This window comes from Paenibacillus mucilaginosus 3016, assembly GCF_000250655.1.
Lineage (GTDB): Bacteria > Bacillota > Bacilli > Paenibacillales > NBRC-103111 > Paenibacillus_G > Paenibacillus_G mucilaginosus.
Genome location: NC_016935.1, coordinates 3648005 through 3674117, shown reverse-complemented (window position 1 = coordinate 3674117; position 26113 = coordinate 3648005). Strand labels below are relative to the sequence as shown.

Here is a 26113-nt window from a genome sequence, read left to right as displayed (position 1 = left end):
CCATCATTCATGCTCCTCTTGATCTCGGACCTTAAAATGCGCTACCAGCTTCAGGGTCGTCTTGTTGAACTGCACATCGTACAGCGTAACCTCCGCGGCCGATCCGATGAACTTCAGTGCCGGCTTGTCCATGATCACCGCTTCCTCACAGGCACCTCCCTTCTGCACGCGTTGATGCACAGCCTCTTTTTTGGCATGTTTATCCATAAATAGTATGCCGCCGAGGGGAATCGTTGTAAATCGCCTCTTTCTGACCCGCTTGTTCGCTGCAGCGTGAGCAAGTGGCCTCAAGTCAGCCGGGAGGTGCCTACAAAGAAAACAGCAGGCCCCCCATGCAAAAGGGGTCCTGCTGTTCGAATCTTCTGCCGTCTCCTCATGGAAGATGAGGCGATGTCTCTCGATAACCTATGCCCGCACCGGCGTGCCGTGCTCCAGCCACTCGAGCTCCTCGCGCGTCAGCACGATCTCCGCCCCCTGGCGGCACGACTCCAGCTCCTCCGGCGTCTGCGCACCGATGAGCGCGCACGCCGGAAACGGCTGGTTGAGCACATACGCGAGGGCGATCTGGATCGCCGTCACGCCGCGCTCAGCCGCCAGCTGCTCCGCCCGCCGCAGCCGGTCCCAGTTCGCGTCGCTGTAGAAGACGCGGACGAGATCGGCGTTGTCCCGCACCTCGGGCGTGAAGCGGCCCGTGAAGAAGCCCCGCGCCTGCGAGGACCAGGAGAGCAGCGGAAGCTGGTGCTGCTCATGCCACGCGCAGTCGCTGCTGTCCGCGGACACGCAGCCGGACCAGAACGGCTCGTTCGCCTTGGCGAGCGACAGGTTCGGCGACGAGAAGGTGAACGGCACGAGCCCGTGCTGTGCGGCGTACTCATTGGCCTCCTGCAGGCGGGCGGTCGTCCAGTTGGAGCCGCCGATGGCCCGGATACGCCCGGCCTGGATGTGCTCATTGAGCGCATCCATGATGATGCCGACCGGCACGGACGGATCGTCGCGGTGCAGCGCATACAGGTCCACATAGTCCGTTCCGAGACGCTGCAGACTCTCCTGCAGGTCCGCCTCGATCGCTTCCGGGTTCACCCGGGGCCCATCCTTGTTGTGATGCGCGCCCTTCGTCAGGATGATGACCTGGTCCCGGTTGCCCCGCTCCGCCATCCAGCGTCCGATCGTCTTCTCGCTTTCTCCCCCGCAGTAGATGTAAGCCGTGTCGATCGTATTGCCGCCGATCGCGAAGTAGGCATCCAGGTTGCGTGCCGCCTTCTCGTACACGTCTTCGCGGAAATAATCGGATCCCTTGATCAAGCAGGATACGGGCTTATCCAGTCCCTGAATGGTAATCGTTCTCATGGCTCCTGTTCCTCCCTCATGTCATTCGGGTATATCGTTTTGCGTTCCGTTGTGCTTCGCACAAAGGTCACTTTCAAAACGATATCTCCTCATTCGGCAGATAAAAAACTAAGATCACGGGCATATCGTTTTGCGTTCCGTTGTGCTTCGCACAAAGGTCACTTTCAAAACGATATCTCCTCATTCCGCAGATGAAACCTAAGTTCGGCCGGTGATCTGCTGGCTTCGAACCGCTTTAGAGCTCGATCCGGCGGCGTTCGCGTGCCGAGGTCAGGCAGGCGTCGACGACGCGCATCCCGTTCACGGCATCCTGCGGGCCGAACGGCATAGGCTCCCCGTACAGCACGCTGCGCCCGATCGCATCCGCCTGAAGGGCGTACTGGTTGAGGTAAGGTACCTGCACTTCACGGCTCTCGCCTTTGGCATGCACGATGAAGTGGTCTCTTTCGGATCCGTTGGTGACGAAAGCGGACGGCACTTCGATCCGGCCGTCGGTACCGAGAATCTCGAGTACATTGCGTCCGGCGGCCCACATGCCGCAGTCGAAGGTCAGCGCGACGCTGTTCGGGAACTCCAGCAGGCCGGAGGCCATCATGTCCACCCCGTCATGCTCCGGGGAGAAGAATCCATGCACGGTCGCCGCTTCAGGCTCCTGCCCGAGAATAAAGCGTGCGGCGCTGATCGGGTACACGCCGACATCATAGATCGAGCCCCCGCCCATGTGCTGCTGGTAGCGCACGTTCCCGGTATCCTTCGCATTGTTGAACGTAAAAGCGCCGTGAATGCCGCGGACTTCGCCGATCTCGCCGGAGGCGATGATCTCGCGGATCATTTGGTAGCGCGGGTGGTAGCGGTACATGAATGCCTCCGCGAAGATCACGCCGGCCTTCTCGCAGGCCGCCGCCATCTCGCGGGTTTCCTCCGCATTCAGCGCCGCCGGCTTTTCGCACAGCACATGCTTGCCCGCTTCGGCCGCTTTGATCGTCCATTCCTTGTGGAGATGGTTCGGCAGCGGGATGTAAACGGCATCAATGCTCTCGTCAGCGAGGAGTTCCTCGTAGCTGCCATAGGCTGTGGGAATGCCCATCTTCTCCGCCGTTTCCTGCGCCTTTCCGATTCCCCGGCTTGCGATGGCCGCGACCACGCCCGTCTCCGATTTTTGCGTCCCTGGAATGACCGCGCGTACAGCAATGTTGGCACAGCCCAGAATGCCCCATCTGATCTTCTTCTCGCTCATTATGTATTTCGCTCCCTCACCAGATTCTTAGTACGATATTGCTATTATAAGGAAGCCTCTTTAAAATGAAAATAACAGCTTTTTGCAGTGGTATAAAACAATATTGTCCTAAGGCGGTGTTCCATGAAGCGGCAGTCGATGCTCCCCACCCTGAACCGTACCGAGTTTATGATCCTCCCCGAGTCCGTCGGGTGGTACACTGAGATGCCCGACCACGAAGTGAGCCGCAAGGCGGGGGTGCTTAATAACTTCAGCATTCACATTGTGCTCGGCGGCCGGGGCTGTGTGGAACATGACCGCAGCGTATACACCCTGCAGCGGGGCGACGCTTTCCTGTACTTCCCGCTGACCGAGCAGCGGTATTATTCAAGCCAGGACGATCCGTGGGAGGTGCGATGGGTCCACTTTTACGGCAGCGGCCTGCGGGAATACCTCATCGAACGGGGCTTCAGCCGGTCGCCGCTCTGGAAGCTGCGGCAGACGAAGCCGGTCGAGGACGCACTGGACGCGCTCCTCGTGGAAGCGGAAGCCCGCGGCTTCCTTGGCCTGACCCGGCTGTCCACGCTGACCTACGCTGTGCTGGCCGAGTTCGTCAGTGAAGCGGCCCCATGGTCCGACCCGCGCAGCGCCGAGCCGGGCAGCCGGGTGCTGGATCTGCTCCCCGCCATGCGGGCCGAGGCCTGCCTTCCGTTCGACCTGCAGGAATGGGCGGACCGGGCGGGGGTGAGCACGTACTATTTTTGCCGGCTGTTCAAGAAAGCCACCTCGATGACGCCCATGACCTTCATTACGCTGAGCCGGCTGCAGAAGGGCAAGCAGCTGCTCCTCGAGCAGCCGGACCTGACCGTGAAGGACATTGCGGAGCAGACCGGCTATCCGAGCGTGAGCTATTTTAATAAGAGGTTCCTGGAACAGGAAGGGATGACCCCGACGGATTACCGGCAGCTGTACCGCAAGGAGTAGCCCGTCCGCTTGACAAACGAACTTCAGGACGTCAATAATGCCAAAGAAGCAGGAACGATCCATTTTTGTCCCGAGAGGAGCACCATCCGCATGAAATCACTCGTTCTGGCCGAAAAGCCCAGCGTGGCCAAGGAAATCGCCCGCGTGCTCGGCTGCCAGCAGAAGCATAAACACTATATGGAAGGCCCGCAGTATGTCGTGACCTGGGCGCTCGGCCACCTGGTTACGCTCGCCGAGCCTGAAGAATATGATCTGAAATACAAAACCTGGAACCTGGAGGACCTCCCCCTTCTCCCCTCCAAAATGAAGCTGAAGGTCATCCGCGAGACGACGCCCCAGTTCAAGGCGATCTCCCAGCTCGCCCAGCGCGGCGATCTGAAGGAACTTATCATCGCCACGGACGCCGGGCGGGAAGGCGAGCTCGTCGCCCGCTGGATCATGGAGCTTGTGCGGTGGCGCAAACCTTACAAGCGCCTTTGGATCTCGTCGCAGACCGACAAGGCGATCCGCGACGGCTTCGCCCAGCTGAAGCCGGGCCCAGCGTACGATCCGCTCTACCGCTCCGCGGTATGCCGGGCCGAAGCCGACTGGCTGATCGGCCTCAACATTACGCGGGCGCTGACCTGCAAGCACAACGCCCAGCTGGCCGCCGGCCGGGTGCAGACGCCGACGCTGGCCGCGATGATGGACCGCGAAGCGCAGATCCGCTCCTTCCAGGCGAAGGACTTCTGGATGCTCCGCGCGCAGCTCGGCTCGTTCCAGGCCCTCTGGCGCAGCCAGGCTCACCCGGACGGGCGGCTGTTCGACAAGGCGGCGGCCGACACACTGCTGGAGCGGCTGAAGACCGCACGCTCGGCGAAGGTATCCGCGCTGAAGGTGTCGGAGAAGAGCGAGCCGCATCCGCTCGCCTACGACCTCACCGAGCTGCAGCGCGACGCGAACAAGCGGCTGGGCTTTACCGCGAAACAGACGTCGAACGTGCTGCAGCGTCTCTACGAGCAGCACAAGCTCGTGACATACCCGCGGACCGACTCGCGCTATCTGAGCTCCGACATGGTGTCCACGCTGCCCGACCGGCTGAAGGCGCTGCTCGGCACGCCGTACGGCGCTTCGGCGAAGGGGCTGCTTGCGAGGCCGCTGCCGGTGACGAAGCGCATCGTCGACGACAGCAAGGTGTCCGACCACCACGCGATCATCCCGACGGACGAGCGGCCGCAGCTCCAGCTGCTGGGTGCCGACGAGCGCCGGCTCTATGATCTGATCGTGCGCCGGTTCCTCTCGCTCTTCTTCCCCGCGTTCCGCTATGACGAGACGGCGGTAACGCTCGACATTGCCGGCGAATCGTTCCATGCGAAGGGCCGCATCGTCAAGGATCAAGGCTGGAAAGCCGTCTACGACGGAAGCAGCGCTCCGTCGGAGGCGGACGATGACGACGCACCTGAAGAGGAACCGTCCTCCCTGCAGTCGCTGCCGGCCCTGCAGCTGGGCACGGAGCTGAAGGACCTGCGGCTCAGCCAGCAGAAGGGCACGACGAAGCCGCCGGGCCGCTACACGGAGGCCGGCCTGCTCTCCGTGATGGAGAAGCAGGGCCTAGGCACGCCGGCGACCCGCGCCGACATCATCGAGAAGCTGCTGTCGACCGATACGATCGAGCGCCGGATGAACACGCTGCAGCCGACCGGCAAGGGCGTCCAGCTCATGGAGCTCGTCGTGCCGGAGCTCCGCTCCTCCGAGCTCACCGCTTCCTGGGAGCGGGAGCTCGAACGCATCGCGAAGGGCCAGGGCGACCCCGACGCCTTCATGGCGGGAATCCGCAAACAGACGGAGGCGATCGTGCGAGACGTCAAGAATTCCTCGGCGGAATACAAGCCGCACAACCTGACGCACTCCAAGTGTCCGGACTGCGGCTCCCCGCTGCAGGACATCAAGGGCAAGCGCGGCCGCATGCTCGTCTGCTCCTCGCGCGAGTGCAACTACAAGCGGGCCGCGGAAGCTCAGCTGTCGAACAAGCGCTGCCCGCAGTGCCGCAAGAAGATGGAGATCCACACCGGCAAGGCCGGCAAGTACGCGCAGTGCCGTCCGTGCAACGTCATCGAGATGCTGAACGACACCGGCGGCGCCGGCGGACGCGGCAAGGCGGGCAAACGCCAGCAGAGCCAGCTTGCCGAGCAGTACAGCGACAACGCGAAGCTGCCTTCGGCGCTGGAAGAGGCGCTGAAGGCGGCGCTCGGCAAAGGAAGCGGCGGCTCCGACGACGAGTAAGCTGGCATGCGGGTCGGCGGCTTCGTCTGTAGATCAGCCGTTGCAGCCGCGCAGAGCAGTACAGCGACAACGCGAAGCTGCCTTCGGCGCTGGAAGAGGCGCTGAAGGCGGCGCTCGGCAAAGGAAGCAGCGGCTCCGACGACGAGTAACAAAGCTTCGGGCTCGGCTAGCCGCAGATGCGCCGACAGCGCCAGCCGAGCAGGCTCTGCCGGGCAGCTCAACGACAACTCGAAGCTGCCCCTGGATCTCGAGGAGGCACTGAAAGCGGCGCTCCGCGGCTCCGACGACAAGCAATCCGGGCTGCCCGCATGCGGCGCCTGGAGCGCTCATTCCAAATAGCGGAACTACGATGCCTTATGACATCATTTCCCGTTATTTCCCAGCGAATAGCGGAACTCAGATGCCTTATTGGCCCGGCATTCACCGCCAGCCCCCCTGCTCGGCACGAATAGCGAACCTGAGTTCCGCTATTTGGATTATCACCTCGCGCATTAGCACGATAGCGTACCTGAGTTCCGCTATTTCGAATATCGCGCTTCACATCAGCCCGACAGCACACTTCAGTTCAGCTATTCGCTTTCCTGTTCTTCAGCGCCCCAGCCAAAGAGCCCGATTACCAAAAAGAAGGCCGGTTTCCCACCAAAGGAAACCGGCCTTCTTTCGTATGTACCCGCCAATGCCTGCTCAGCCGCAACTTCCTGCAGCCGTTCTTCCGCCCGCACTGACTCCGCGCCTGCAGCAGTGATTGTCCCATCCCGCTGCCGCAAGCCGGCCCACCGCTACGCACAGCCTTCCCGCGCAGCCTTCTACTCCTGCCCGGCCGCCTGCAGCACCTGCGGCCTCACTTCCCGCTCGTAGAACTCGCGGAGCTGGGCCTTCTCGCTCTCCGTGAACTGGTACTCGCAGTCCCGGCCCTCATCCTGCGGGGCGATCTCCGCGATATCCCCGCGGTACGTAACTACGAGCAAGGCGCCCAGCTCCGTGATGTCCTCCGGCACCGCATCCGGGCCGGCCACGCGGAACCCGACTTCGACGTCGATCCACTGTTCGTCCCTGCGCTCCACGCGGGCTGTCAGCTCCTCGAACCGGAGCTCATGAATATCCGTGCTTCCATAGATCAGCATAAGTGCAGCATTATCCTCCTTTGGCCCGGCGTTCCAGGGAACGCAGCGCCTCTTCGATTGTCGGATAGGTAAAGCGGAATCCCCCGCTGAGCGCCGCCTGCGGCAGCACCTTCTGCCCTTCGAGCAGCAGCATGGACATCTCGCCGAAGATCAGCTTCATGACCAGGCCCGGCACCGGAAAAAGGTACGGCCGGCCCATCACCTTCGCCAGGGCACGCCCGAAGGCGTCATTGGTCACCGGCTCCGGCGCCGTGGCATTCACCGGCCCTGCCATCTCCTCCTGCGTCACGCAGTAGTCGATAAGCCGGATGATGTCGTCCACATGAATCCACGAGAGCCACTGGCGCCCGCTGCCGATGCGTCCGCCGGCTCCGAAGACGAACGGCAGGCGCATCTTCGGATAGGCGCCTCCGTCGCGCCCCAGCACCACGCCCACGCGCAGCATCACCGTCCGTGCGGCAGGCACCCTGCGGATCTCCGCCTCCCACTTCTCCACGACCTCGGCCAGGAAGTGGTCGAGCCGGTGCGGGCTTTCTTCCGAGAAGCTCTCGGTATCCGACAAGCCGTACACCGACATGCCGGAAGCGTTCACGAGAACCGGCTTGCGTTCGAGGCGCCCCGCGATGTCCGCCACCCGCCTCACGGAATCAAGCCGGGAATCAAGGATTCGCGCCTTGGCCGCTTCCGACCATCTCTGGTTAATCGACTCGCCGGCCAGGTTGATAACCGCCTCCGCGCCCTCTACGGCCGACACGTTCTTTTCGAGCTCCGACCAGGTGACGTACTTTACCCGCTCCTTGTCCGATGCCCGCGCGGACCTCGAGATCAGGACGACCTCCGTTCCCCGCTCCGCATAATACCGGGTCAGGTGCCCGCCGATGAATCCGGTTCCGCCTGCGATTGCGACTTTCATCAGGCATTCCTCCGATCTTTTCCTTCCGTCTCCCCCCTATTATATCGGATCGTGCGGCGCCAAACCAATCCCCGGCCACACTCGCCCAAAGCCGCCTTACCGTATGGACCGCCAATAAGAATAGGAAGGTTTCACGGTTGCTTCTCCACCGCCGTGAAAGTACAATATAAGGAAATGATGCGCGCTGAAAAACGGAGGAATTCTCTTGGCTTTACAGTTGAACGAAGGCGCCGCAGAGCGGCTGGACGATACCGCAGCCGCCACTTGGTTCCGCACGGAAGACAGCGGCGGACGCCGGCGGCTCGTCAAAGCATTGAAAGCGGAATACGGGACGCCGGGCGAAGTCCAGCGGCTGCGTCTGGAGCTCGAAAAGGGCCGGAGGCTGGGCTTCCCCGAGGTGCTTCTGCCCCTCGGCATCGTCACCTTCCGGGGAACACCGGCCCTGGTGACCGAGGCAGCGGAAGGCGTCCTGCTGTCTTCCGTACTCAGCCCCGTGCCGGCCGCACCGGAAGTCTTTTTGCCGCTGGCCCTGTCCATGACGGATGCGGTCCGCCAGCTGCACAAGCATAAATTCGCCCATACGGCCCTATCGCACCAAGCCTTCTTCATAGATAAGGATGCGGCCGGCGGCCGTGTGCGGCTGACCGAGCTTCACAGCCTGGTGTCCCTCGGCAGTCCGCACGATCCTGCCGCCCCGGCCGAATCCGCGGTTCCCCCGCAGCCGGAGAGAAACCCGTTTCTGGCACCGGAACAGATGCATGATCCCGCCGCCGGACGCGTGAATGTCCGCCCGGACCACCGTACGGATCTTTATGCGCTCGGTGTCCTTTTTTACCGGCTGCTGACCGGGCTCTTTCCGTCCCTACCTGACATCGGCAGCGACGGCTCCGCCCCATCGCCGGTTCCGCCTGCGGAGCTCGCCGTGTCGGTACCGGAGGTTCTGTCGGCCGTCGTGATGAAGCTCCTCACCCGCCAGCCCGACCAGCGTTACCCGAGTGCGTTCGCACTTCACCGGGACCTCGCCAAGTGCCTCGAGCAGTGGAGCGCCGCCGGAACGATCGAAGCCTTTGCGCTCGGCACCGTGGCCGGCTCGGACCACTTCGCCATCTCCGAGACGATCTATGGACGGGAGACCGAGCTGGAGCAGCTGCATGCCGCCTACGGCCGCTGCCTCTCCGGCAGCCTGCAGACTGCCTTCGTCTCCGGCCTCTCGGGCATCGGCAAGTCCTATCTGATCCATGAGTTCCAAAAAGGGCTTACGCCCGGCAGCGCCCTCTACGTCCATGGGAAATTCGACCAATACAAGCGGGAATCGCCGTATTATGCGATCCGCCAGATCGGCCGCCAGCTCATGCAGCACCTGCTCCAGCAGCCCCCGGAAGAGCTCCAGCTGCTGAAGGAACGGATCAGGGACGCCGTGGGGCCGAACGGCCAGATTCTGCTCGAGATGAATCCGGATCTGGAAGCGGTCATCGGGAAGCAGCCTCCGCTGACGAAGCTGCCCCCGGCAGAGATGCACAACCGTTTCATCCTCACGATCCGGCAGTATACTTCCGTCTTCGCCTCGCAGGAGCATCCGCTGGTGCTGTTCCTTGACGATCTGCAGTGGGCCGATCCGGCCTCCCTTCAGCTCGTCTCCGAATTCCTGCTGGAGATGCCGTTCCCGTATATGCTCTTCATCGGTGCGTACCGGGAGCGTGAGGTCACGGATTCCCATCCGCTCCGCTCGCTGATTGGCAAGCTCGGCCGCAGCCGGACAGCGCCCGTGGAGATCCGGCTGGAGCCCCTGCAGGAGCCGCACGTCGCACGGCTGCTCGAAGATACGCTGCAGCCGTCGAAGCAGGACCCGCGGGAGCTCGCCGGCCTGATTATGAGCAAGACGAAAGGCAACCCGTTTTTCACGAAGCAGTTCTTCCGCTCGCTCTATGACCAGCACCTGCTCCGCTTCGATGACCGCAGCTGCTGCTGGGCGTGGGATACCGACCGCATCAAGGAGCTCCACATTACCGACAACGTTGTGGACTTCATGATCTCCAAAATCCGCCGGCTCAGCGAATCGATGCAGCATCTGCTCATGCATGCCGCCTGTCTCGGCCAGCAGTTCACCCCGGAGGTACTCTCCCTGGTAACCGGCTATGACGGAGATCGGACCGCCCTGCTGCTCAAGCAGGCCGTGGACGACAGTCTGCTGCTGAGGGTGGTCGGCGGACGGCGGACGTCTTCCGCCGAAGCGGTCACTTCGTACAAGTTCATGCACGACCGCGTATACCAAGCCGTGTATTCCCTGCTGCCGGACTCCGACAAGAAGCGGATTCACCTGCATATCGGCCGGCTGCTGCAGGCCTATTATGCGGAGGAAGAGCATGACCTGACGGTCTTCGAAGTGACCGACCAGCTCAACCTCGGGTCGGACGGCATCACATCCCCTCCGGAGAGGGAGGATCTTGCGGAGTTGAATCTGCGCGCCGCCCGCAAAGCAAAGGGCAATTCCGCCTTTGATACGGCTTACCGCTATGCCTCCCAGGGCGTCCAGCTCCTGGGCGAGGAGGCTTGGTCCTCCCGGTTCGAGCTGGCTTATGCGCTTCGCCTCGAGATGGCGGAGCTGGAATACTTGTGCGGTCACTTCGGGGAGGCCAAAGCTTCCTTCGAGACCGTCCTCCGGCTCTCGCGGACGAAGCTGGAGAAAGCCGACGTCTACAATCTCATGATCATTCTCCACACGCACATCGGGGAGCATGAGCAGGCGGTCCGGCTGGGACTCGAGGGCCTCAAGCTGTTCGGCCTGTCGCTGCGTCCGAAGATCGGCAAGGGAAGCATCCTGTGGGAAATGTTCAAATCACGGATTCATCTCGGGCTCCGTTCGCAGGACGATCTGCTTGACCATTACCCGATGTCGGAGCCGGAGCACGAGGCGGTCATGCGCTTCCTCGTCAACCTGATTCCGTCCGCCTACTTTCTCGACGCCGATCTGTATGTATACCTGATGCTCCGGATGTTCAACTATTCCCTGATGCACGGGCACTCGGACGGCTCCGCCTATGCCTACTCCACCTACGGCGTGATACTCAGCGCCGTCTTCGGAAGGCTGAAGGCCGGCTGGGAATACGGGCGGCTCAGCGTGCAGCTGAGCGATATTTATCCGAACCCGGCGATCAAGAGCAAGGTCTACTTCGCCTACGGCGGGTTCTCGAACAACATCCGGGAGCATATCGAAGCCAATGTCGGACATCTGCGCAAAGCGTACCAGTACGGCGTGGAATCCGGTGACCTCGTCTATGCGGGGTACTCGATCGCCTTTTCCTTTTTCATGCAGGTGCTCAAGGGAGACACGCTCCCGGAGATTCTGCAGGAGTCCGAGAAATACCGGCAGTTCGTTCACCAGGCGCAGGACCGGGATGTCATCTGGATCTATACGGTGATCCAGCGGTATATCCTGTCGCTGAAAGAGACGGCGGGAGCCCCGAATGCCCCGCAGGAGCCGCTGCTGAGTCCGGAGGAGGCCCAGATCGTCCGCGGCTTGAGCAACAAAGCGGTGGTCCATACGTTCTACGGGCTTCAGGCCCAATCGTTCTATCTGCTGAACCATCTGGAGGAGGCCCGCCTGATCTGCGAAGAGACGGAGGCGAATCTCGGCCAGATGTTCGGGTTCCCGCACATCGAGCTGCACCATTTCCAGTACGGGATGGTTCTCGCTTCCCTCTATGATCATGCCGGGAACGCCCTGCAGATGAAGTACCGCAAGCGGATCCGCAAGAGCTTGAAGATCCTGGGCAAATGGGCGGCCCACTCGCCGAGCAACTATCTGCACATGAACCTGCTGCTTCAGGCCGAATACGACCGGATTACCGACAAACGGATGCAGGCCGCGGAAAAATTCGACCTGGCGATCCAGGCGGCCGCCCGCTCCGGCTTCCTCCCCCGGGAGGCGCTGGCGAACGAGCGGGCGGCGCTCTTCTACCTGCGTACCGGACGGATCAAGATTGCCAAGGCGTATCTGCTCGATGCGCGGAGCCTGTACGAGCGCTGGGGGGCGGCCCGCAAAGTCGCCCAGCTCGAAGCACTGTACCCCGGGCTGCTCGGCTGGGCTTCCTCCGCCGACGTACTCCCTGCGGCGTGTGGCGTACTCAAAGCCACCCCGCCCGTGACGTATCAGACGGTGTTCCACCACATGCTCGACTGCATGATGAGCCAGATGCTCGAGTACGCCCGCGCCGACAAAGCCCTGCTGATGCTCGAGCAGGACGGCCAGCTTCAGATCGAGGCCGAGAAGTCTCTGAAGGATCCGTTCCGCTCCCTCCATTCGACGCCGGTAGAAGAGGGCGTGCCTGCGGCGGTGACCGCTGTGGACTATGTGAAGCAGTCTGGGGAGCCTCTGCTTCTGAAGGAAGCTCCGGATGCCGGCTTGTTCGGCAATGACCCGTATATCCGGGAGATCCGCCCGCAGTCCCTGCTCTGTCTGCCGCTCACTGGCAGGGGCGAAGCTGCCGGGATCCTTTATCTGGAGAGCCGGACCGCGGCTCACGCCTTTCAACCGGATCGCTTCGGCAGGCTGAAGCTGCTGGCGGCCGCAGCGGCCGAGCTCGTCCGTAGGGCGCGGCTCACCGCCTCACTGGAGGTCAAAGAAGATCTGCTGCCGCAGGCGCACGAGCTGGGGCGGCAGCAGTCCCGGCCCCAGCCGGTAGTGCCGGAGAGCCGCAGAGGCACGGCAAGGGACGGTACGCCAAGTTCCCGGCAGCTTGCTCAGACCCAATTTATCCGCAGGCTGCAGGGCGTTCACGCGCTGCTGGCCCTGAACAAAACCGAGACGGCGCAGGAGAGCATCGCGGTCTGGTGCGAGGAGCTTGTCCAAATGACCCTCGCAGACTCGGTCGCTTTCCCGGCCCTGCGCAGCGCGCTCCTTTCCCTGCTTCCGGCCATCACCGCGGCGGGGATCGAGCTGCAGGTGGACGGCAGGCTGGACTGCCTCTTCGAGAGGCTGAGCCTGCCTCCCTCCTTGTTCGCCGGTACGCTGCAGCCCCTGCTCCAGCATGCGTTGGATGCCGCGGCGGCCAGAGAGTCTCAGCGGGTCGTGCGTCTTACACTCACCGAAAGTGAAAGCCACTACGGCTTGGCGGTTCTTTATTCCGGCTCGCCCGTCGGGGAAGAGCCGCGGCACCGCCCGTTCGAGAAGGCACCGCCGCTCCGGGCCGAGGATTCCCCGGTGGTTCCCCTGGTGCAGTCTCTGCAGCATATGCTCCAGCCTTATGGCGGAGAGCTTCAATGCAGGTACGAAGCGGGCAGGGGCATGATCTTCACGCTGCGCCTGCCCAAGCGGGCGGCGGGAGACAGGGTGCCGCGGGAAGCCGCGGCATCCGGGCTCGATCACTAAGCCGGGACCTGTCGTACAGCCGCACCAACACCAACAGCCCGCCGCGGCTGCCGGAACTGCATCATTGCAATCCGGCGCCGCGGCGGGCTGTTTGATATGGCCTATAAGAATCCATGGAAGCTGCAGAATTACGATCCGCTGAAGCGGCGGCGCTTATCCGATCTCAGCCGGCGCCTCACCGGCCGGCGCACCGGCGAAGGAGCGCTCGATGAACGCCAGCGCTTCCGCCAGATGGCCGCCGAAGTAATCCCAGTTGTGCTCCCCTTCGTACTCCGCATAGTCATGCGGATAGTTCAGCTGATCGAGCAGCGCTTTGAAGGCGGAGTTGAGCGGGTACAGATAGTCGGAGAATCCGCAGTTGAAGTGAAGCTCGGGCCGCTGCTCTTCCCGCAGCATGCGGGCGGCCAGCACGTGCAGATCGAGCTCCCGGGCGAACGGCCCGTGCACCGGACCGACGAGACGGCTGACCTCGGAGCGCAGGAACTGCTCGGTCATCAGGCCTGTGGACATTAAGGCCCCGGCGATCGATGCCGCGGCACCGAAGAGCTCGGGATTGCGCAGAGCGAGCACGAAAGCGCCGTAGCCGCCCATGGAGAGGCCGCAGAGCGCCCGCGACGAACGGTCCGCAATCGTCCGGAACTCCCGGTCGATCGACGGCATAAGATCATAAAGGAAATAGTCCTCGAAGCGGCCGGTGCCGTCGTACCAGTTGACATAGAACGTACCGTGGCCGTAGCCTCCGTCGCTCGGCATCACGACAATGCTCTCCCGGAGCGTGCCGTCTCCCATCAGCCGGTCAAGCTGAGCTTCCGCTCCGCCCTTCACGAGCCAGGAGGTCTCATCCCCGTTGAGACCGTGCAGCAGGTAGATCACCGGATAACGGGTATCCTCCGAAGCGTCGTAGCTTGGCGGCAAATAGACCTGGCATACTTTACGGGCGTATAAAGCCCCGGAGAAAAACGAAAACGATTGAACGGCCATGGGCTCACTCTCCCTTGTCGGCTGCCGCCGGCTTTAGTTCAATACGGCAGTCAGATGCTCTTCGGTGATGGACCAGTGTGAGGTATTCCATACCGTTTCTTTGTTCTTGATGTACAGCACCTGAGGCGAAGCGTGCTTCACGCCGGTTTCTTCGGCGATCTGGTTCGAGACCGGACGGGACTCGATCACCTTCACGAGAATATAGTCCACTTGTTCGTTCGGGGTCTTGCCGAGGTATGCCTCATATTCCTGCAGTGCGTTGAAGCTGACCGGGCAGGCGGTGCTGTGCTTCAGCACGACGAACGGCTTGCTGCCGCTGCCTTCATAATACTGCTCCCATTCTTCCTTCGTTGTGATTTCCTTCCATTTCGACATCACGGTTTCCTCCATCTCATCTACATAGTCTATGGTATTTCTGTGGGCAAGCCTTCGGTTCATTATGGAGACTTGTCTTCGTAAGTAAAAAGCTCTGCGCTGACGCTCTCCCCAAGCGTCAGGATCCCGTAGGAGTACAGTGGCTGCCGCCGTTTGTCTGTCGGGGAACCGGGGTTGAACAGCAGCTGCCCGCCGCGGACTTCGTGAAAGGGGGTATGCGAGTGGCCGAATATAACCACATCCGCCAGCACTTCCCCTTCTTTGGTGCGAAATGCCGCGTACGCGGTCTCCGGTGTGGACCGGCCGCCGTCCCCGTGCACCAGCCCGATGCGGTACCCTGCCAGCTCCAGCACCTTCCGGCGGCCGAAGCGGCGGATGATCTCGGGTCCGTCATTATTGCCGGCCACACCGTCCACAGGGGCGATGGCCTCGAACAGTGCAATGACGCGTTCATCCATCCAGTCGCCTGCATGCAGGATGAGATCGGTGCCCTGCAGGCCCCGGACCAATGCTGCCGGAAGAGCCGCCCCGCGGCCGAACATGTGGGTATCGGATACTACGCCAATCCGCATAGGAAGCTCCGCTCCTTTGGGTTCAGGTTCGTTCTCTTATTTTACCATAGTCTCCGCCAAAAGAAAAAAGACCGTCCCTGCCCGCCGGGTTCCGGTCTGTCCCGCACCCGGAAGATCAGCATCCGCAGATGCCGCCAGAGGGGCAGGATTGTCTTTTTCTTTTTATCCACAGGTTCTGTTCTTTCCACAGGTTCCGTTCTTTCCATAGGATCTGCTTCATCCACCGGTTCTGTTCGATCCATCGTGCAGGTATTATTCACTGCTTGTCTTCTTATTCGTATGGTATCATCCCTGCCTGTTGACTCATAGGGTGCCGCCTCCTCTTATTCGTGGGTGTCCGGCTCGGCATACATCTCACTGTCTTCTTTGTTGTCCCGTACCGTCTTCTGGAGCACGAAGGAAGACATCGTGAGGAACAGCGCGGTGACGGCATAGTAGCCCTGCACGGAGAGCGGCTGCTCCAGATTGACGATGCCGATGAACATGGCCAGCAGCGCCGTGGAGAAAGCGGTCCAGGAGAGGAACGTAAAAGCGCCCGTGTTGCGCCGTCTGGCCTGAGTCCCGTCCTCCTGGTTATCGCGGACGGTCTTCTGCAGGACGAAGGAAGCCATCGTGAGATACAGCGCGCTTACGGCATAGTAGCCTTTGACCGACAAGGTTTCTTCCAGGGTTGTGATCCCGATGAACATGGCAAGCAGCGCGGAGGCAAAGGATGTCCAAGCCAGGAATGTGAAGGCGGAAGTGTTTCTTTTTCTCATGATGACAGCACCTCTGATTTCGTCGTTTAGGCAGGCACCTTGTTCGCTGCACCTGCTTCTTGATCCTTATTATAGGGGGACCAGGACGGACCGGTAAGTACTATCTTCTTATAGTACCTGGTCATAGCCCCCGACCTCTTCTCCTTACCTTCCACACACAGCAAAAAACCCATGAGCTTCGCTCATGGGTTCGTTCCCGGTCTGCCCGGGCAGCGGCTCAGCAGGCCGCCTTCGGTATCACGCTGATTAGGCTGTCGGCACTCCGGTGTGCTCCAGTGCCTGGCCTGCGATGTTCTCCTTGAACTTGTCCATGCAGTTGCACAGGAAGTCCTTGCGGCAGATCGGGCACGGCTCCTGCAGCAGACGGGAGATGTGGGTCGCCTTCGCGCCGCCGGTTTCGTCCGACTCATACGTGAGACGGCAGACCGTACGGTCCTTCAGGTTCGCTACGATTTCGAACAACCCGTTCTTCGGATTGTAACTGACGACTTTGGCATCGGTGACTTGAGGATTGTATGCCATATACTTTCAGCACCTCTTTCAGGTATGTAATTCAACCGGCATGCGCCTCGCAAATTCCGCACTCTAGATGATATCGTTTTTTACCGGTCTCCGTCAAGCAGGTTGCCGAGTCCCCCGAGAATGCTGCCTTCCTCCTTGCGTCCGCCCGGTCCGGCTGCGGCGAGCACCCGGTCCGCCAGACGGCTGAACGGCAGGGATTGAATCCAGACGCGGCCCGGTCCCCGCAGCGTGGCGAAGAACAGCCCTTCCCCGCCGAAGAGGGCGGTCTTGACCCCTTTGACGAACTCGATGTCGTAATCCACGCCCTGCGTCATGGCCACAAGACATCCCGTGTCGACACGGATCATCTCTCCCGGACGGAGCTCCCGCTCGCAGATCGCGCCGCCGGCATGGACAAACGCCAGCCCGTCGCCTTCGATCTTCTGCATTATGAAGCCTTCCCCGCCGAAAAAAGCCGGCCCCCAGCTTGCGCTGGAAGTCGATGCCGACCGAGACCCCTTTGGCTGCGCACAGGAACGAATCCTTCTGGCAGATGATCTTGCCTCCGAGCATCGACAGGTCCATCGGCAGAATCCGGCCCGGGTACGGGGAAGCGAAGCTGGCACGCTCCTTGCCGTGGCCGCGGTTGGTGAAGATCGTCATGAACAGGCTCTCGCCCGTCAGAAGCCGCTTGCCCGCGCCGAACAGCTTGCCCATGAGCCCTTTGCCCTGGTCGCTGCCGTCCCCGAAGATCGTCTCCATATGAATGCTCTGGTCCATCATCATCAGGCTGCCCGCTTCGGCGATCACACTCTCGCCCGGATCGAGCTCAATCTCCACGTACTGCATCTCCGAACCGTGAATCGCATAATCAATTTCATGTGCGTTCATCCTTGCATCTCCTCCTGCGCCCTTGGCATGTGGGAGTCAATACGCGCCTGAAGCTCTTTTGGTTTCCATCCCGCTGCCAAAAAAGAGCCGCCAAGACGCCCTGCTCCTCTTACGAGTACTCGATCCGCAGATTCCCCGCCGCTTCCTTGGCCAGCCGGCGCGCCTCTTCGACCGTCTCGCCCGTGCTGAGCGCGACCGCCATCCGGCGTCCGGGCTTCGTCTCCGGCTTGCCGAAGACGCGGACCTGCGTGTTCGGCAGCGCCAGCGCTTCAGGAAGCCCGCCGATGCGGAACGTCTCCGCGTCGCGGTCCGCCTTGAGCGTGTAGGACGCGGCCGGGGTGAGCAGGCGGATCGTAGGCACCGGGAAGCCGAGAATCGCGCGCACGTGCAGGGCGAATTCGGAGAGATCCTGGGACGCCATCGTCACCATGCCGGTGTCGTGCGGACGCGGGCTGACTTCGCTGAAGTACACCTTGTCCGGTGCGAGGAACAGCTCGACGCCATAGAGGCCGGTGCCTCCCAGCGCATCCGTAATCTTGGCGGCGATCTCCTGCGCCTCCTCCAGCTGCGCGGAGCTCATAAAGTGAGGCTGCCACGATTCGATATAGTCCCCGTCCTTCTGGATGTGGCCGATCGGGGCGCAGAACGAAGTACCCGAAGCGGAGCGCACGGTGAGCAGCGTGATCTCGGAATCGAAGCGGATGAACTCCTCGACGATGACACGCGCCTTTTTGGCCCGTCCGCCTTCCATGGCCAGGTTCCACGAGGTCTCGATATCATCCGGCGTACGGCAGACGCTCTGCCCTTTGCCCGAGGAGCTCATGATCGGCTTGATCACGCAGGGAGTCCCGATCTCGGCCACCGCCGCTTTCAGCTCGTCCAGCGTATCCGCGAACGCATAGCGGGCGGTCGGCAGCCCGAGCGTCTCCGACGCCAGCCGGCGGATCCCTTCGCGGTCCATCGTCAGCCGCGCGGCCGTCGCGGTCGGAATGACCCGGTAGCCTTCGGACTCCAGCTCGACCAGCGTCTGCGTCGCAATCGCTTCGATCTCCGGTACGATCAGGTCCGGCTTTTCCTTCTCGATGAGCTCTCTGAGCGCTTCCCCGTCCAGCATCGAAATGACATAAGACCGGTGCGCCACCTGCATCGCAGGCGCGTTCGCATACCGGTCGACCGCCACGGTTTCCACGCCGAGCCGCTGGGCTTCGATGATCACTTCCTTGCCGAGCTCTCCCGAGCCGAGAAGCATAATTTTATGGGCTCCCGCCGATAATGGTGCTCCGTACATGTAAACATTCCCTCCATAAGCATCCCGCCAAAATTTGTTGCTACCGCAGTTATACTTTACTTATCCAACTTTTTCAAGGATAAGTTGAAGGCATAGCCCTAGAGCCCTATGTATACTTACTAAATACAAGTATATAATAAGAAAAAAGCTAACATTCAAAGTGTCTTTTATGGTAAAATAGAGGCAGAAGAGGTGAAGACGATGGCAGATCAACAACCGCATACGATGTGTCCCAAATTTGAAGCTGCTTTCGAGATCCTGGGCAAGCGCTGGACCGGCTTGATCCTCTGTGCACTGCTCGGAGGGCCGTGCCGCTTCAAGGATATATCCGAAATGATTCCCGGAATGAGCGACAGAATGCTGGCCGAGCGGTTTAAAGAGCTGGAGGCTGCGGGCCTGATTGTACGGCACGTGTACCCAGAGACCCCGGTACGGATCGAATATGAACTGACCGGCAAGGGGAAGGCGCTGAAGCCGGTGATGGAAGCAGTACAGCAGTGGGGCGAAGCGTGGGTCAATTGACACACGTTTCTTTTAAAATCCCGGTTTTGGGGGAGTTTGTAGGACCTAGGATATTTTGACTTTCCGTACAGGGAGTTTATAATTAGGGAAGTTATGCGTGATAGTCCGGTTCGCTTATACAGGATACCGGATAATAATACATACGGCTCCCGCAGCCGGGACAAGTCATCCGTTCCTCATGCTCCTGCGCCCCATTCATCCAGAGGGCAAAAGAAAAAGACGATGCATGATCGATCGTCCGGATGACTTCCTTATGCTCGCGGCTCCTGCAGCCGTATGCTTGACAGTACGCACGCACCTGATAACGGCCTTTCATGAAGCAGCATCCTTTTTCACCTAATGTACTGAAGGGTTCGGCGCGGCGATGGACCGGCGGAAGCCCTCTTACTTGTATGTCCGGCTCAAGTGCGGATTATACTTACAGTTTGTCCCAAACTCATCAAATTTCGGCAGGCATCCGGAACAGCTTAATGAACTTTCTTGGAAGAAGCACGCTGATTCCGCATCACCTGAAGAATCAATTCATCGAGTTCCATGCTCTTTCTCAGGACATCCGGGTCGGTCAGCGCACAGCCGTGACCGGTCACCAGGCTGCTCAGATCATCGATGCAATTTTGAATTTGACGCCCGATCTGCGGTTTCAGTTCCATAAAAGGTTCCCCCTGAGGTTTATGAATGGTTGCCTCGGGCTGACGTTCGCCATAACGAACTCGTGTGTAAGCCGTTCCCACCCGAAGGACTTGGATACTTTGTATTATGAGGGGTAATCATTTAGAAAGTATGAAATTCCAGGGCGGAGCGACTATGAATTTTTCTAACACTATTCTAATATTTCAACTAGTTGAGGTGGCATGTCATGTCTAAAGTATTACTTGTGGAAGATGATCATAGTATTGCAGATATGATATCCATATACCTGAGTGAAGAGAACTACCATGTTTCCTGTGCGTTCGACGGCAAGCAGGCTCAAGATCTCTTCACGGAGGAGCGCCCGGATGTCGTGATCCTCGACCTCATGCTGCCGGATACGAACGGGATTGAGCTCTGCAAGCACTTCCGGACCCTGTCGAATGTGCCCATCATGATCGTCTCGGCCAAGAACGAAGTGTCCGAGCGCGTCAACGCGCTGACCGTGGGAGCGGACGACTATTTGTGCAAACCGTTTAGCATGAGAGAGCTGGCCGCCCGCACCTCCGCCCTGCTCCGCCGTGCCGCCTTCAACCAAGCCGTGAAAGCGACGGCCGCAGAGCCTCCGGCTCCGGAGGAAAAGGATATTACCCTGGACCTCGAAAAGCGCTGCATCTATCTGCGCAGCCAGCCGATCGATACGACCTACTCCGAATTTGAAATTATGCGCAACTTCTGGCTTCATCCCGGCAAGGTGTTCTCCCGCGAAGAGCTGCTGAACAAGATCCGCGGCATCGATTCGTTCGTCACGGAACGCTCCGTGGACGTGCACATCACCAACCTGCGCAAGAAAGTCGAAACGGATCCGAAGGACCCCAAGTACATCAAGACGGTCTGGGGCGTCGGTTACAAATTCGAATTAAAATAATAGATCCTGCTTCACCCCTATATAGACATGGTCCCTTGCGCAAACAACGGACCGCCTTCACACGCCGCAGGCTGCGGCAGGAGGGCGGTCCGTTGTTTGGTATATACCCGGGTGGCTGACGGCGGCTTGCGGCCGTCTAGCGTCTCGTATTGACGTCGTCAGGGAATACGTGCTGCACCATTGTGCCGAACTCATTGGTGTACTGCGAGAAGGTCCCCTTCTCCTGCTCTTCCTTCGCATAGAAGCGGATGCGCTGCACGAAGTTCGGGTTCGCGGAAACGAACACCTGCTGAATGGTAGGCGCCGCCTCCAGCACGGTCCGGCGGATCTCATCCGCTTTGCTCGCGGATAGACCTCCTTCCTCGGTCCAGGAAAATTTGAGCGCGCTGCCCCCCTTGCCGAATAAACCTGCCCCGCCCTGAGACGTGACGCCATTTTTCATCATCTCGGGATTCGCCTCGGCATCCGGGCTGTGCCCATCCAGGATGACCGAGACATAGGCGTTCACCTCGGTAAGGAGCACCTGTGCCTCCTTCACCCCGTTCACCTGCTTCACACGGAATGCGAGATCGGGGGCAAAGCCCATCGACTTCGCTTCATGGCGGTTCGTCATATCGAGCTGTTGACGGCCGGTGTATGCCTCCCCTTTGCCGCCCGCCTCCGGATCTTCATAGCGCTTCTTCACGCCCAGCGTAGGGTCTTCATTATTGCGGCTGTCCCGGTCAAAGAGCTGCTGCTGCCGGTAATCCTGCAGTCCGCCGCCGGAACGGGAGGCCTCGGGTTTGTTGCCTCCGCAGGCGGAGACGCTCAGCATGCAGACCGAGAGCAGAGCAAGCAGCACCGGTCTTCGGTTCTTCGCGATCATCATGGGGTGTCCTCCTAGGGTTAATCCACAGGCGCGCCAAGGCGGCCATCTTTCCCCATTAGGATGAATCACCTGCCGGAAAATATGCGAATAAGATAAACGGCTTAGCCGTCCTTTACGAACGAGGCGCGTTTATTAAAAAATAGAAGACGATATAACAAAAATCCGCCGCTGCGGCTACTCGCCGTTCCCTTTCTCAAGCTCCTCCAGGAATCGCTTGACCGCTTCCTCACTCACGTTGCCCTGGCGCTTGAATTCCGCCAGCCGGCTTGCCAGATCGCGGCCGAACGCTTCGTTCTCCGCCTCCGCATCAGCATAGGTCGGATCGAACCAGACATACTGCCCTTCCGGTCCGTTGCGCAGGAAGGCGCGCTTCCAGTACTGCGGATAGACATAAGGCTGTTCACTGAACAGAATGCCCAGCACATCGTCGGAATCCAGCGGAAGCAGCTGGTGGAAGACTTCCTCTCCTCCCGCTCCTGCTCCCGGCGCTCCGGCCAGGTTGCGGTGAAGATACGAATAGTGCAGATAATGCTCGCCGGTCAGCTTGTCCTTGGCGATCTCGTACATCTCCAGCTCGTTCTCCTGAAGGGTGCGGACCGTCTCCAGCCGCTCCTGCAGCTCCTCGCTGGATACCTGCCGGCTCCCGCTCCAGGAGCGCTTTTCTTCGCTCATCATGCTTCTCTCTCCTTCCTTCAAACGCCAGGCTTCGGCTCGCGCGGCTCCTCCTGCAGCTGAATGGCCCGCCGCGGCAGGCGCCATTTGAACGTAACGGACAGCATCCGCATGATGACCACGAGGGCGAACAGCAAAAGCAGCTCCCAGGAGCTCTCGAACCACCCGAGACCGATCACAAGGCCTGCCAGCAGCGCCCACACGGCATAGATCTCATCGCGGAGCACCAGCGGCTTGCGTCCGGCGAGCACGTCGCGGATAATGCCTCCGCCGATCCCCGTCATCATCGCCGCCACCATGACCGCACTCAGCGGCACACCGTTCTTCGTCGCATACAGGGCGCCCTGAATAGCGAACGCGGCGAGGCCGATGGCGTCGAACAGCGATTCCCACGTTTTCCAGCGCAGAATCCATGACACCGGCACCAGAAACACAAGAAAAGCCGAAATCACGGCCGTCTTCAGGAACATGCCCTGCTCCCACAAAGTCGTGACCGGCACGCCGATGAGCAGGTTGCGGATCACCCCGCCGCCGAACGCGGTGACGAGGGCCAGCACGAACACGCCCAAGATATCGTATTCTTCCTCCATGGCAACGACCGCCCCCGAGATGGCGAAGGCGATCGTACCGATGACACTGAATAATTGCAGGTTAATCTCAAGCAGTGTGTCCATATGATATCAGTCCAGGTTCCAATCCAGTTTTACGACATTGCCGGTCCGGGAGGACTCGTAGATCGCTTCAAGCACCAGCGAGTTCGTCAGGCCCGACATCGCCGAGGTGATTGGTTCACGGTTCTCACGCACGCAGTCGACGAAATGGCGGCTCATCCGCACTCTCGCGCCTTCGTCGTTCTGCGGAATAACCAGGTCCACGTCCGCCGTGCGGTCGAACAGCTCCGTATGCAGTGTACCTTTGTCCCCCTGCAGCGAAGCGCCGCCGTCGGAGCCCATGAGGTAAATATACGGGCCGTTGTTGATGAAGCCCGTGTTGGCCGCCCACGACACATCCAGGGACAGCGTGCTGCCGTTGTCAAGCTTGATCAGCGCGGTAGCCAGGTCTTCTACGTCATAGAAGCCGTTCCAGTCCGGCTTGCCCCACGTGCCGATCCCCTTCTTCTTCGGTCCGAACTCCGCATAGGTCGTCCCGAATACCGAAACCGGCTTCGGCGAGCCCATGAGGTGCAGGGACAGGTCGAGCATGTGCACGCCGATATCGATCAGCGGCCCGCCGCCGGCCTTGTGCATCTGGGTGAACCAGGTGCCCCAGCCGGGAATGCCTTTGCGGCGCAGCCAGCCGGTTTTGACGTTATAGATTTTGCCCAGCGCGCCCTTGTCGATCTGCTCCTTCACCTGCAGGTTCAGCGGCTCCCAGCGCATCTGGTGCGCCATCATGAGCACCTTGCCGCTCTTCAGGTGGGCCTTCACAATCTCCTTGGCCGAGGCCGCGTTGACCGCCATCGGCTTCTCGAGCAGGACGTGCTTGCCCGCGCGCAGCGCCTCGATGGCGATCGGGGCATGGGATTCGTTCGGAACCGCCACCACGACCGCATCCACATTCGGATCCTGCAGCAGATCCTGGTAGGTCACGTGAACGGTAGGGATGCCGTATTCTTTGGCCCGGGAGATCGCCATAGGCTGATAGACGTCTGTAACCGCTGTGATGACGACGTCGGGCAGCTTCTGGAATTCCTGGATATGTACGTTACCGATGTTGCCGGCGCCGATGACGCCGATGTGCAGTTTGTCGTTAGGGCTCATGGTTTTGCCTACTCCTCCGTTTGCCTGTGGGTTGTAGCGCTGGACCCGCCAGCGTGGCTTCCTGGTCATGCCAAAACTGCTTATAACTATACCACAGCTTCTATAAGATGCCCATATCTTTGGCCTTCTGGGCCGCTTCCTTGGAGCTCTTGCCGCCGAGCTTCTTGAGGATGTTGCCCACGTGCACCTTGATGGTGCGGATCGACACGACGAACTTATCGGCGATCTGGGTCTGCGTATGGCCTTTCTCGATCAGATCGAGCACCTGGATCTCGGTTGGCGTCAGCAGATTCTTGAGCTCCCTCACCCGTACCTCGTGCTCCAGCTGCTTCAGCCGCCGGAACTCCTCACGCATCTGAGCCGCTACACTCGGATGAATCGCGCTGCGGTTCGCATACGCGCTGCGGATCGTCGCCGGAATCTCGGTAAAATTCGATTTCACCATATAATCGACGGCACCGGCTTTGAACGCCTCGAAGATCATCTCCTTCTCCTCCATCGAAGAGAGCATGACGACACGGGCACCGCTGCACTTGACGATCTCTGCGGCCGCCCACAGTCCCTCCGGGCTGTCGGACATCATGATGTCCATGAGCACGACATCGGCTTCCACCCGCTCGAGCAGCTCGACGCCCGCCTCCCCTGAGGAAGCGGTTCCGACGACCTCGATGTCCCCTTCTTTCTGCAGGTAGCTCTGCAGGCCGCGCAGCCAATCGGGATCATCCTCCACGATGACCACGCGAATGCGGTTATTGTCCATTCTCACTCGCTCCCTTCCGGCTCTCCGCAGCCGCCCGCCGGGGGAACTGCATAAACACGCTCGTTCCCTGTCCCGGTTTGCTGTGGATGTTCATGGTGCCTTTATGCTTCATGACAATAGTATAACAGTAGGACAGGCCCAAGCCGAAATTTAATTTTTTGCCGCTCTTCGTCGTGTAGAACGGATCGAACACCCGCTTGAGCTGATGCTTTTCCATTCCGAGCCCGCTGTCCTTGATCTCCACGACCAGCTTGCGCTTCGTCTCGCTCAGCCGCACCGTCAGTTTTCCGCCGCCGGGCATCGCTTCGATCGCATTGGTGAGCACATTGGTCCACACCTCCGTGAGCTGTGCCCGGTCCCCGGTCATTGTCCCCCGGTAGAGATACTGCTCCTCGACCAGAACGCCCTGCGTCTCCGGCGCAAGCATGTCCAGGCACTGCCTCAGAATCCGCTCGGGCTCGAATTCCTCCATGACGAGCTCCACTTCCTGGGTCTGGCCCTGGATGCGGTAGATCATGTCATAGATGTGCTGGGAAGCGGCGAGAATGACCTCCACGTCCCGCATCAAATTCTCCGGATCGGCCGTTCCGCGCTCCGCGTCCGATTTGATCTTATCCCCGAAGAGACGGATTTTGCCCACATCGTTCTTGATCGCGTGATTAAGAATCGAGGTCCCGGAGGTGATCGCACGCAGCGTATAATCGAGCTTCTGGTTCTGAATCGAGATCTGCAGGCCCATGAAACCGTAGCGGAACGAAGAGCCTACGATCACGGCAATCGTGAACGCGATGATCCCGGGGTTGTACCTCCACCATTCATACTCCCCGAAGAGCGCCGGAAGCACATACAGCGTGAATAAGGCAAAAAAGAGCGTAGGCGCCGCCGCGGCGGTCGTCAGCAGCCGGCTGCGCCGCAGGAACGAATTGCGCTCCTTCCAGGTGCCGGCGGTCAGCAGGTAGATCCCGCCCAGGATATAAGGCACCGCCCAGAACAGGACGTAGCTGTAAGGGATCGGGGCATCGGGCGGCGCATCGAAGGCGAAGGAGAGCACCGGCGGCAGCAGCAGCACATACGGCAGCCAGCGTTTGCGCTGCCAGGACCAGTACGGATAGTCCGGGAAATACACGATACTGAACATGACGAACGTATACGGCAGGCCGTAATAACACGTCAGTGAGGAGAAAATCTCAGCCTGTGTGAGGAGAGGCGCCACATTCGAGGTCAGCCACCCCTTCGCATAGAACAGCGGGAACAGGTCGTCCGCAATGACGGCCGACAGCCCGCCGCAGCCTCCGGTGAATGCGATCGAGGAGATCCAGCGCGTCGTCATGCGCTTAGGATCGGTCACGATAAGCAGCAGGCCGATTGTCCAGAGGCCGATGAGCACGAACAGCAT

At 60.5% G+C, this 26113-nt stretch carries 23 protein-coding genes and 2 pseudogenes; 5 read left to right on the top strand and 20 right to left on the bottom strand.

Going from position 1 to position 26113, the window contains the following annotated elements:
• Positions 1–3 precede the first annotated feature (3 nt).
• From PM3016_RS40790 to PM3016_RS16015, 3 genes are all read right to left on the bottom strand, one after another.
• Complete coding sequence (locus PM3016_RS40790; RefSeq protein WP_274380002.1) at positions 4–132, bottom strand: hypothetical protein; 129 nt, start codon at positions 130–132, stop codon at positions 4–6.
• 273 nt (positions 133–405) lie between these two features.
• The gene (locus PM3016_RS16020; RefSeq protein ID WP_013916711.1) at positions 406–1347 is read right to left on the bottom strand and encodes an aldo/keto reductase; all 942 of its coding nucleotides are present in this window, start codon (positions 1345–1347) and stop codon (positions 406–408) included.
• Positions 1348–1582: 235 nt separating this feature from the next.
• A complete protein-coding gene (locus PM3016_RS16015; RefSeq protein WP_013916709.1) occupies positions 1583–2584 on the bottom strand; it encodes a Gfo/Idh/MocA family protein in 1002 nt (333 codons plus the stop codon).
• Positions 2585–2707: 123 nt separating this feature from the next.
• Between PM3016_RS16015 and PM3016_RS16010 the strand changes: the two genes are divergently transcribed.
• The gene (locus PM3016_RS16010; protein WP_013916708.1) at positions 2708–3547 is read left to right on the top strand and encodes a helix-turn-helix domain-containing protein; all 840 of its coding nucleotides are present in this window, start codon (positions 2708–2710) and stop codon (positions 3545–3547) included.
• A gap of 90 nt (positions 3548–3637) precedes the next feature.
• Positions 3638–5809 carry a DNA topoisomerase III gene (locus PM3016_RS16005; RefSeq protein WP_014370137.1) on the top strand — a complete coding sequence of 724 codons (2172 nt, stop codon included), beginning with the start codon at positions 3638–3640 and terminating at the stop codon, positions 5807–5809.
• An 806-nt stretch (positions 5810–6615) separates the two neighbouring features.
• On the opposite strand, the gene PM3016_RS16000 is transcribed toward PM3016_RS16005, so the two are convergent.
• Together PM3016_RS16000 and PM3016_RS15995 are read right to left on the bottom strand one after the other, a co-directional pair.
• Positions 6616–6933 carry a hypothetical protein gene (locus tag PM3016_RS16000; RefSeq protein WP_013916705.1) on the bottom strand — a complete coding sequence of 106 codons (318 nt, stop codon included), beginning with the start codon at positions 6931–6933 and terminating at the stop codon, positions 6616–6618.
• A 10-nt stretch (positions 6934–6943) separates the two neighbouring features.
• The gene (locus PM3016_RS15995; RefSeq protein WP_014370136.1) at positions 6944–7846 is read right to left on the bottom strand and encodes a TIGR01777 family oxidoreductase; all 903 of its coding nucleotides are present in this window, start codon (positions 7844–7846) and stop codon (positions 6944–6946) included.
• A gap of 205 nt (positions 7847–8051) precedes the next feature.
• Here PM3016_RS15995 and PM3016_RS15990 point away from each other — a divergent pair, with 205 nt between their 5' ends.
• A complete protein-coding gene (locus tag PM3016_RS15990; protein ID WP_014370135.1) occupies positions 8052–13214 on the top strand; it encodes an AAA family ATPase in 5163 nt (1720 codons plus the stop codon).
• Between the two features lie 153 nt (positions 13215–13367).
• Here PM3016_RS15990 and PM3016_RS15985 read toward each other — a convergent pair whose 3' ends face one another.
• From PM3016_RS15985 to purT, 8 genes and pseudogenes are all read right to left on the bottom strand, one after another.
• Entirely contained in the window at positions 13368–14195 is an 828-nt protein-coding gene (locus tag PM3016_RS15985) for an alpha/beta hydrolase (RefSeq protein ID WP_014370134.1), read from the bottom strand.
• A gap of 33 nt (positions 14196–14228) precedes the next feature.
• Complete coding sequence (ytxJ, locus tag PM3016_RS15980; protein ID WP_013916701.1) at positions 14229–14570, bottom strand: bacillithiol system redox-active protein YtxJ; 342 nt, start codon at positions 14568–14570, stop codon at positions 14229–14231.
• Positions 14571–14632: 62 nt separating this feature from the next.
• Complete coding sequence (locus PM3016_RS15975; RefSeq protein WP_013916700.1) at positions 14633–15142, bottom strand: metallophosphoesterase family protein; 510 nt, start codon at positions 15140–15142, stop codon at positions 14633–14635.
• Positions 15143–15465: 323 nt separating this feature from the next.
• Positions 15466–15636 carry a YiaA/YiaB family inner membrane protein gene (locus PM3016_RS41380; protein ID WP_236628830.1) on the bottom strand — a complete coding sequence of 57 codons (171 nt, stop codon included), beginning with the start codon at positions 15634–15636 and terminating at the stop codon, positions 15466–15468.
• Between the two features lie 69 nt (positions 15637–15705).
• Positions 15706–15900, bottom strand: a pseudogene (locus tag PM3016_RS39695) (YiaA/YiaB family inner membrane protein); the annotation flags it as partial.
• 246 nt (positions 15901–16146) lie between these two features.
• Positions 16147–16422, bottom strand: a complete 276-nt coding sequence (locus PM3016_RS15965; protein WP_013916696.1) for a hypothetical protein — start codon at positions 16420–16422, stop codon at positions 16147–16149.
• Positions 16423–16502: 80 nt separating this feature from the next.
• Positions 16503–17292 (bottom strand): annotated as a pseudogene (locus tag PM3016_RS15960) (TIGR00266 family protein).
• Between the two features lie 109 nt (positions 17293–17401).
• On the bottom strand, positions 17402–18580 hold the full coding sequence (gene purT, locus PM3016_RS15955; protein WP_014370131.1) for a formate-dependent phosphoribosylglycinamide formyltransferase: 1179 nt from the start codon (positions 18578–18580) through the stop codon (positions 17402–17404).
• Between the two features lie 201 nt (positions 18581–18781).
• Between purT and PM3016_RS15950 the strand changes: the two genes are divergently transcribed.
• Positions 18782–19102: a winged helix-turn-helix transcriptional regulator gene (locus tag PM3016_RS15950; RefSeq protein WP_013916693.1), complete on the top strand. Its 321-nt coding sequence runs from the start codon at positions 18782–18784 to the stop codon at positions 19100–19102.
• 467 nt (positions 19103–19569) lie between these two features.
• Here the strand turns inward: PM3016_RS15950 and PM3016_RS15940 are convergent, their stop codons facing one another.
• On the bottom strand, positions 19570–19752 hold the full coding sequence (locus tag PM3016_RS15940) for an aspartyl-phosphate phosphatase Spo0E family protein (protein WP_013916691.1): 183 nt from the start codon (positions 19750–19752) through the stop codon (positions 19570–19572).
• 206 nt (positions 19753–19958) lie between these two features.
• Here PM3016_RS15940 and PM3016_RS15935 point away from each other — a divergent pair, with 206 nt between their 5' ends.
• Positions 19959–20657 (top strand): response regulator transcription factor, encoded by a 699-nt coding sequence (locus PM3016_RS15935; RefSeq protein ID WP_013916690.1) that lies wholly within the window; start codon positions 19959–19961, stop codon positions 20655–20657.
• A 136-nt stretch (positions 20658–20793) separates the two neighbouring features.
• Here PM3016_RS15935 and PM3016_RS15930 read toward each other — a convergent pair whose 3' ends face one another.
• The 6 genes from PM3016_RS15930 to PM3016_RS15905 all read right to left on the bottom strand — a co-directional run bounded on the left by PM3016_RS15930 (position 20794) and on the right by PM3016_RS15905 (position 26113).
• Positions 20794–21525: a YhcN/YlaJ family sporulation lipoprotein gene (locus PM3016_RS15930; protein WP_013916689.1), complete on the bottom strand. Its 732-nt coding sequence runs from the start codon at positions 21523–21525 to the stop codon at positions 20794–20796.
• A gap of 174 nt (positions 21526–21699) precedes the next feature.
• Positions 21700–22200, bottom strand: coding sequence for a hypothetical protein (locus PM3016_RS15925; RefSeq protein ID WP_013916688.1), 501 nt, complete (start codon positions 22198–22200; stop codon positions 21700–21702).
• A 17-nt stretch (positions 22201–22217) separates the two neighbouring features.
• Entirely contained in the window at positions 22218–22871 is a 654-nt protein-coding gene (locus tag PM3016_RS15920; protein ID WP_013916687.1) for a trimeric intracellular cation channel family protein, read from the bottom strand.
• 6 nt (positions 22872–22877) lie between these two features.
• Entirely contained in the window at positions 22878–23957 is a 1080-nt protein-coding gene (locus tag PM3016_RS15915) for a Gfo/Idh/MocA family protein (protein ID WP_013916686.1), read from the bottom strand.
• Positions 23958–24057: 100 nt separating this feature from the next.
• Complete coding sequence (locus PM3016_RS15910) at positions 24058–24717, bottom strand: response regulator transcription factor (RefSeq protein ID WP_013916685.1); 660 nt, start codon at positions 24715–24717, stop codon at positions 24058–24060.
• The gene (locus PM3016_RS15905) at positions 24707–26113 is read right to left on the bottom strand and encodes a sensor histidine kinase (RefSeq protein WP_014370128.1); all 1407 of its coding nucleotides are present in this window, start codon (positions 26111–26113) and stop codon (positions 24707–24709) included. The genes PM3016_RS15910 and PM3016_RS15905 overlap by 11 nt, the downstream gene beginning before the upstream one ends.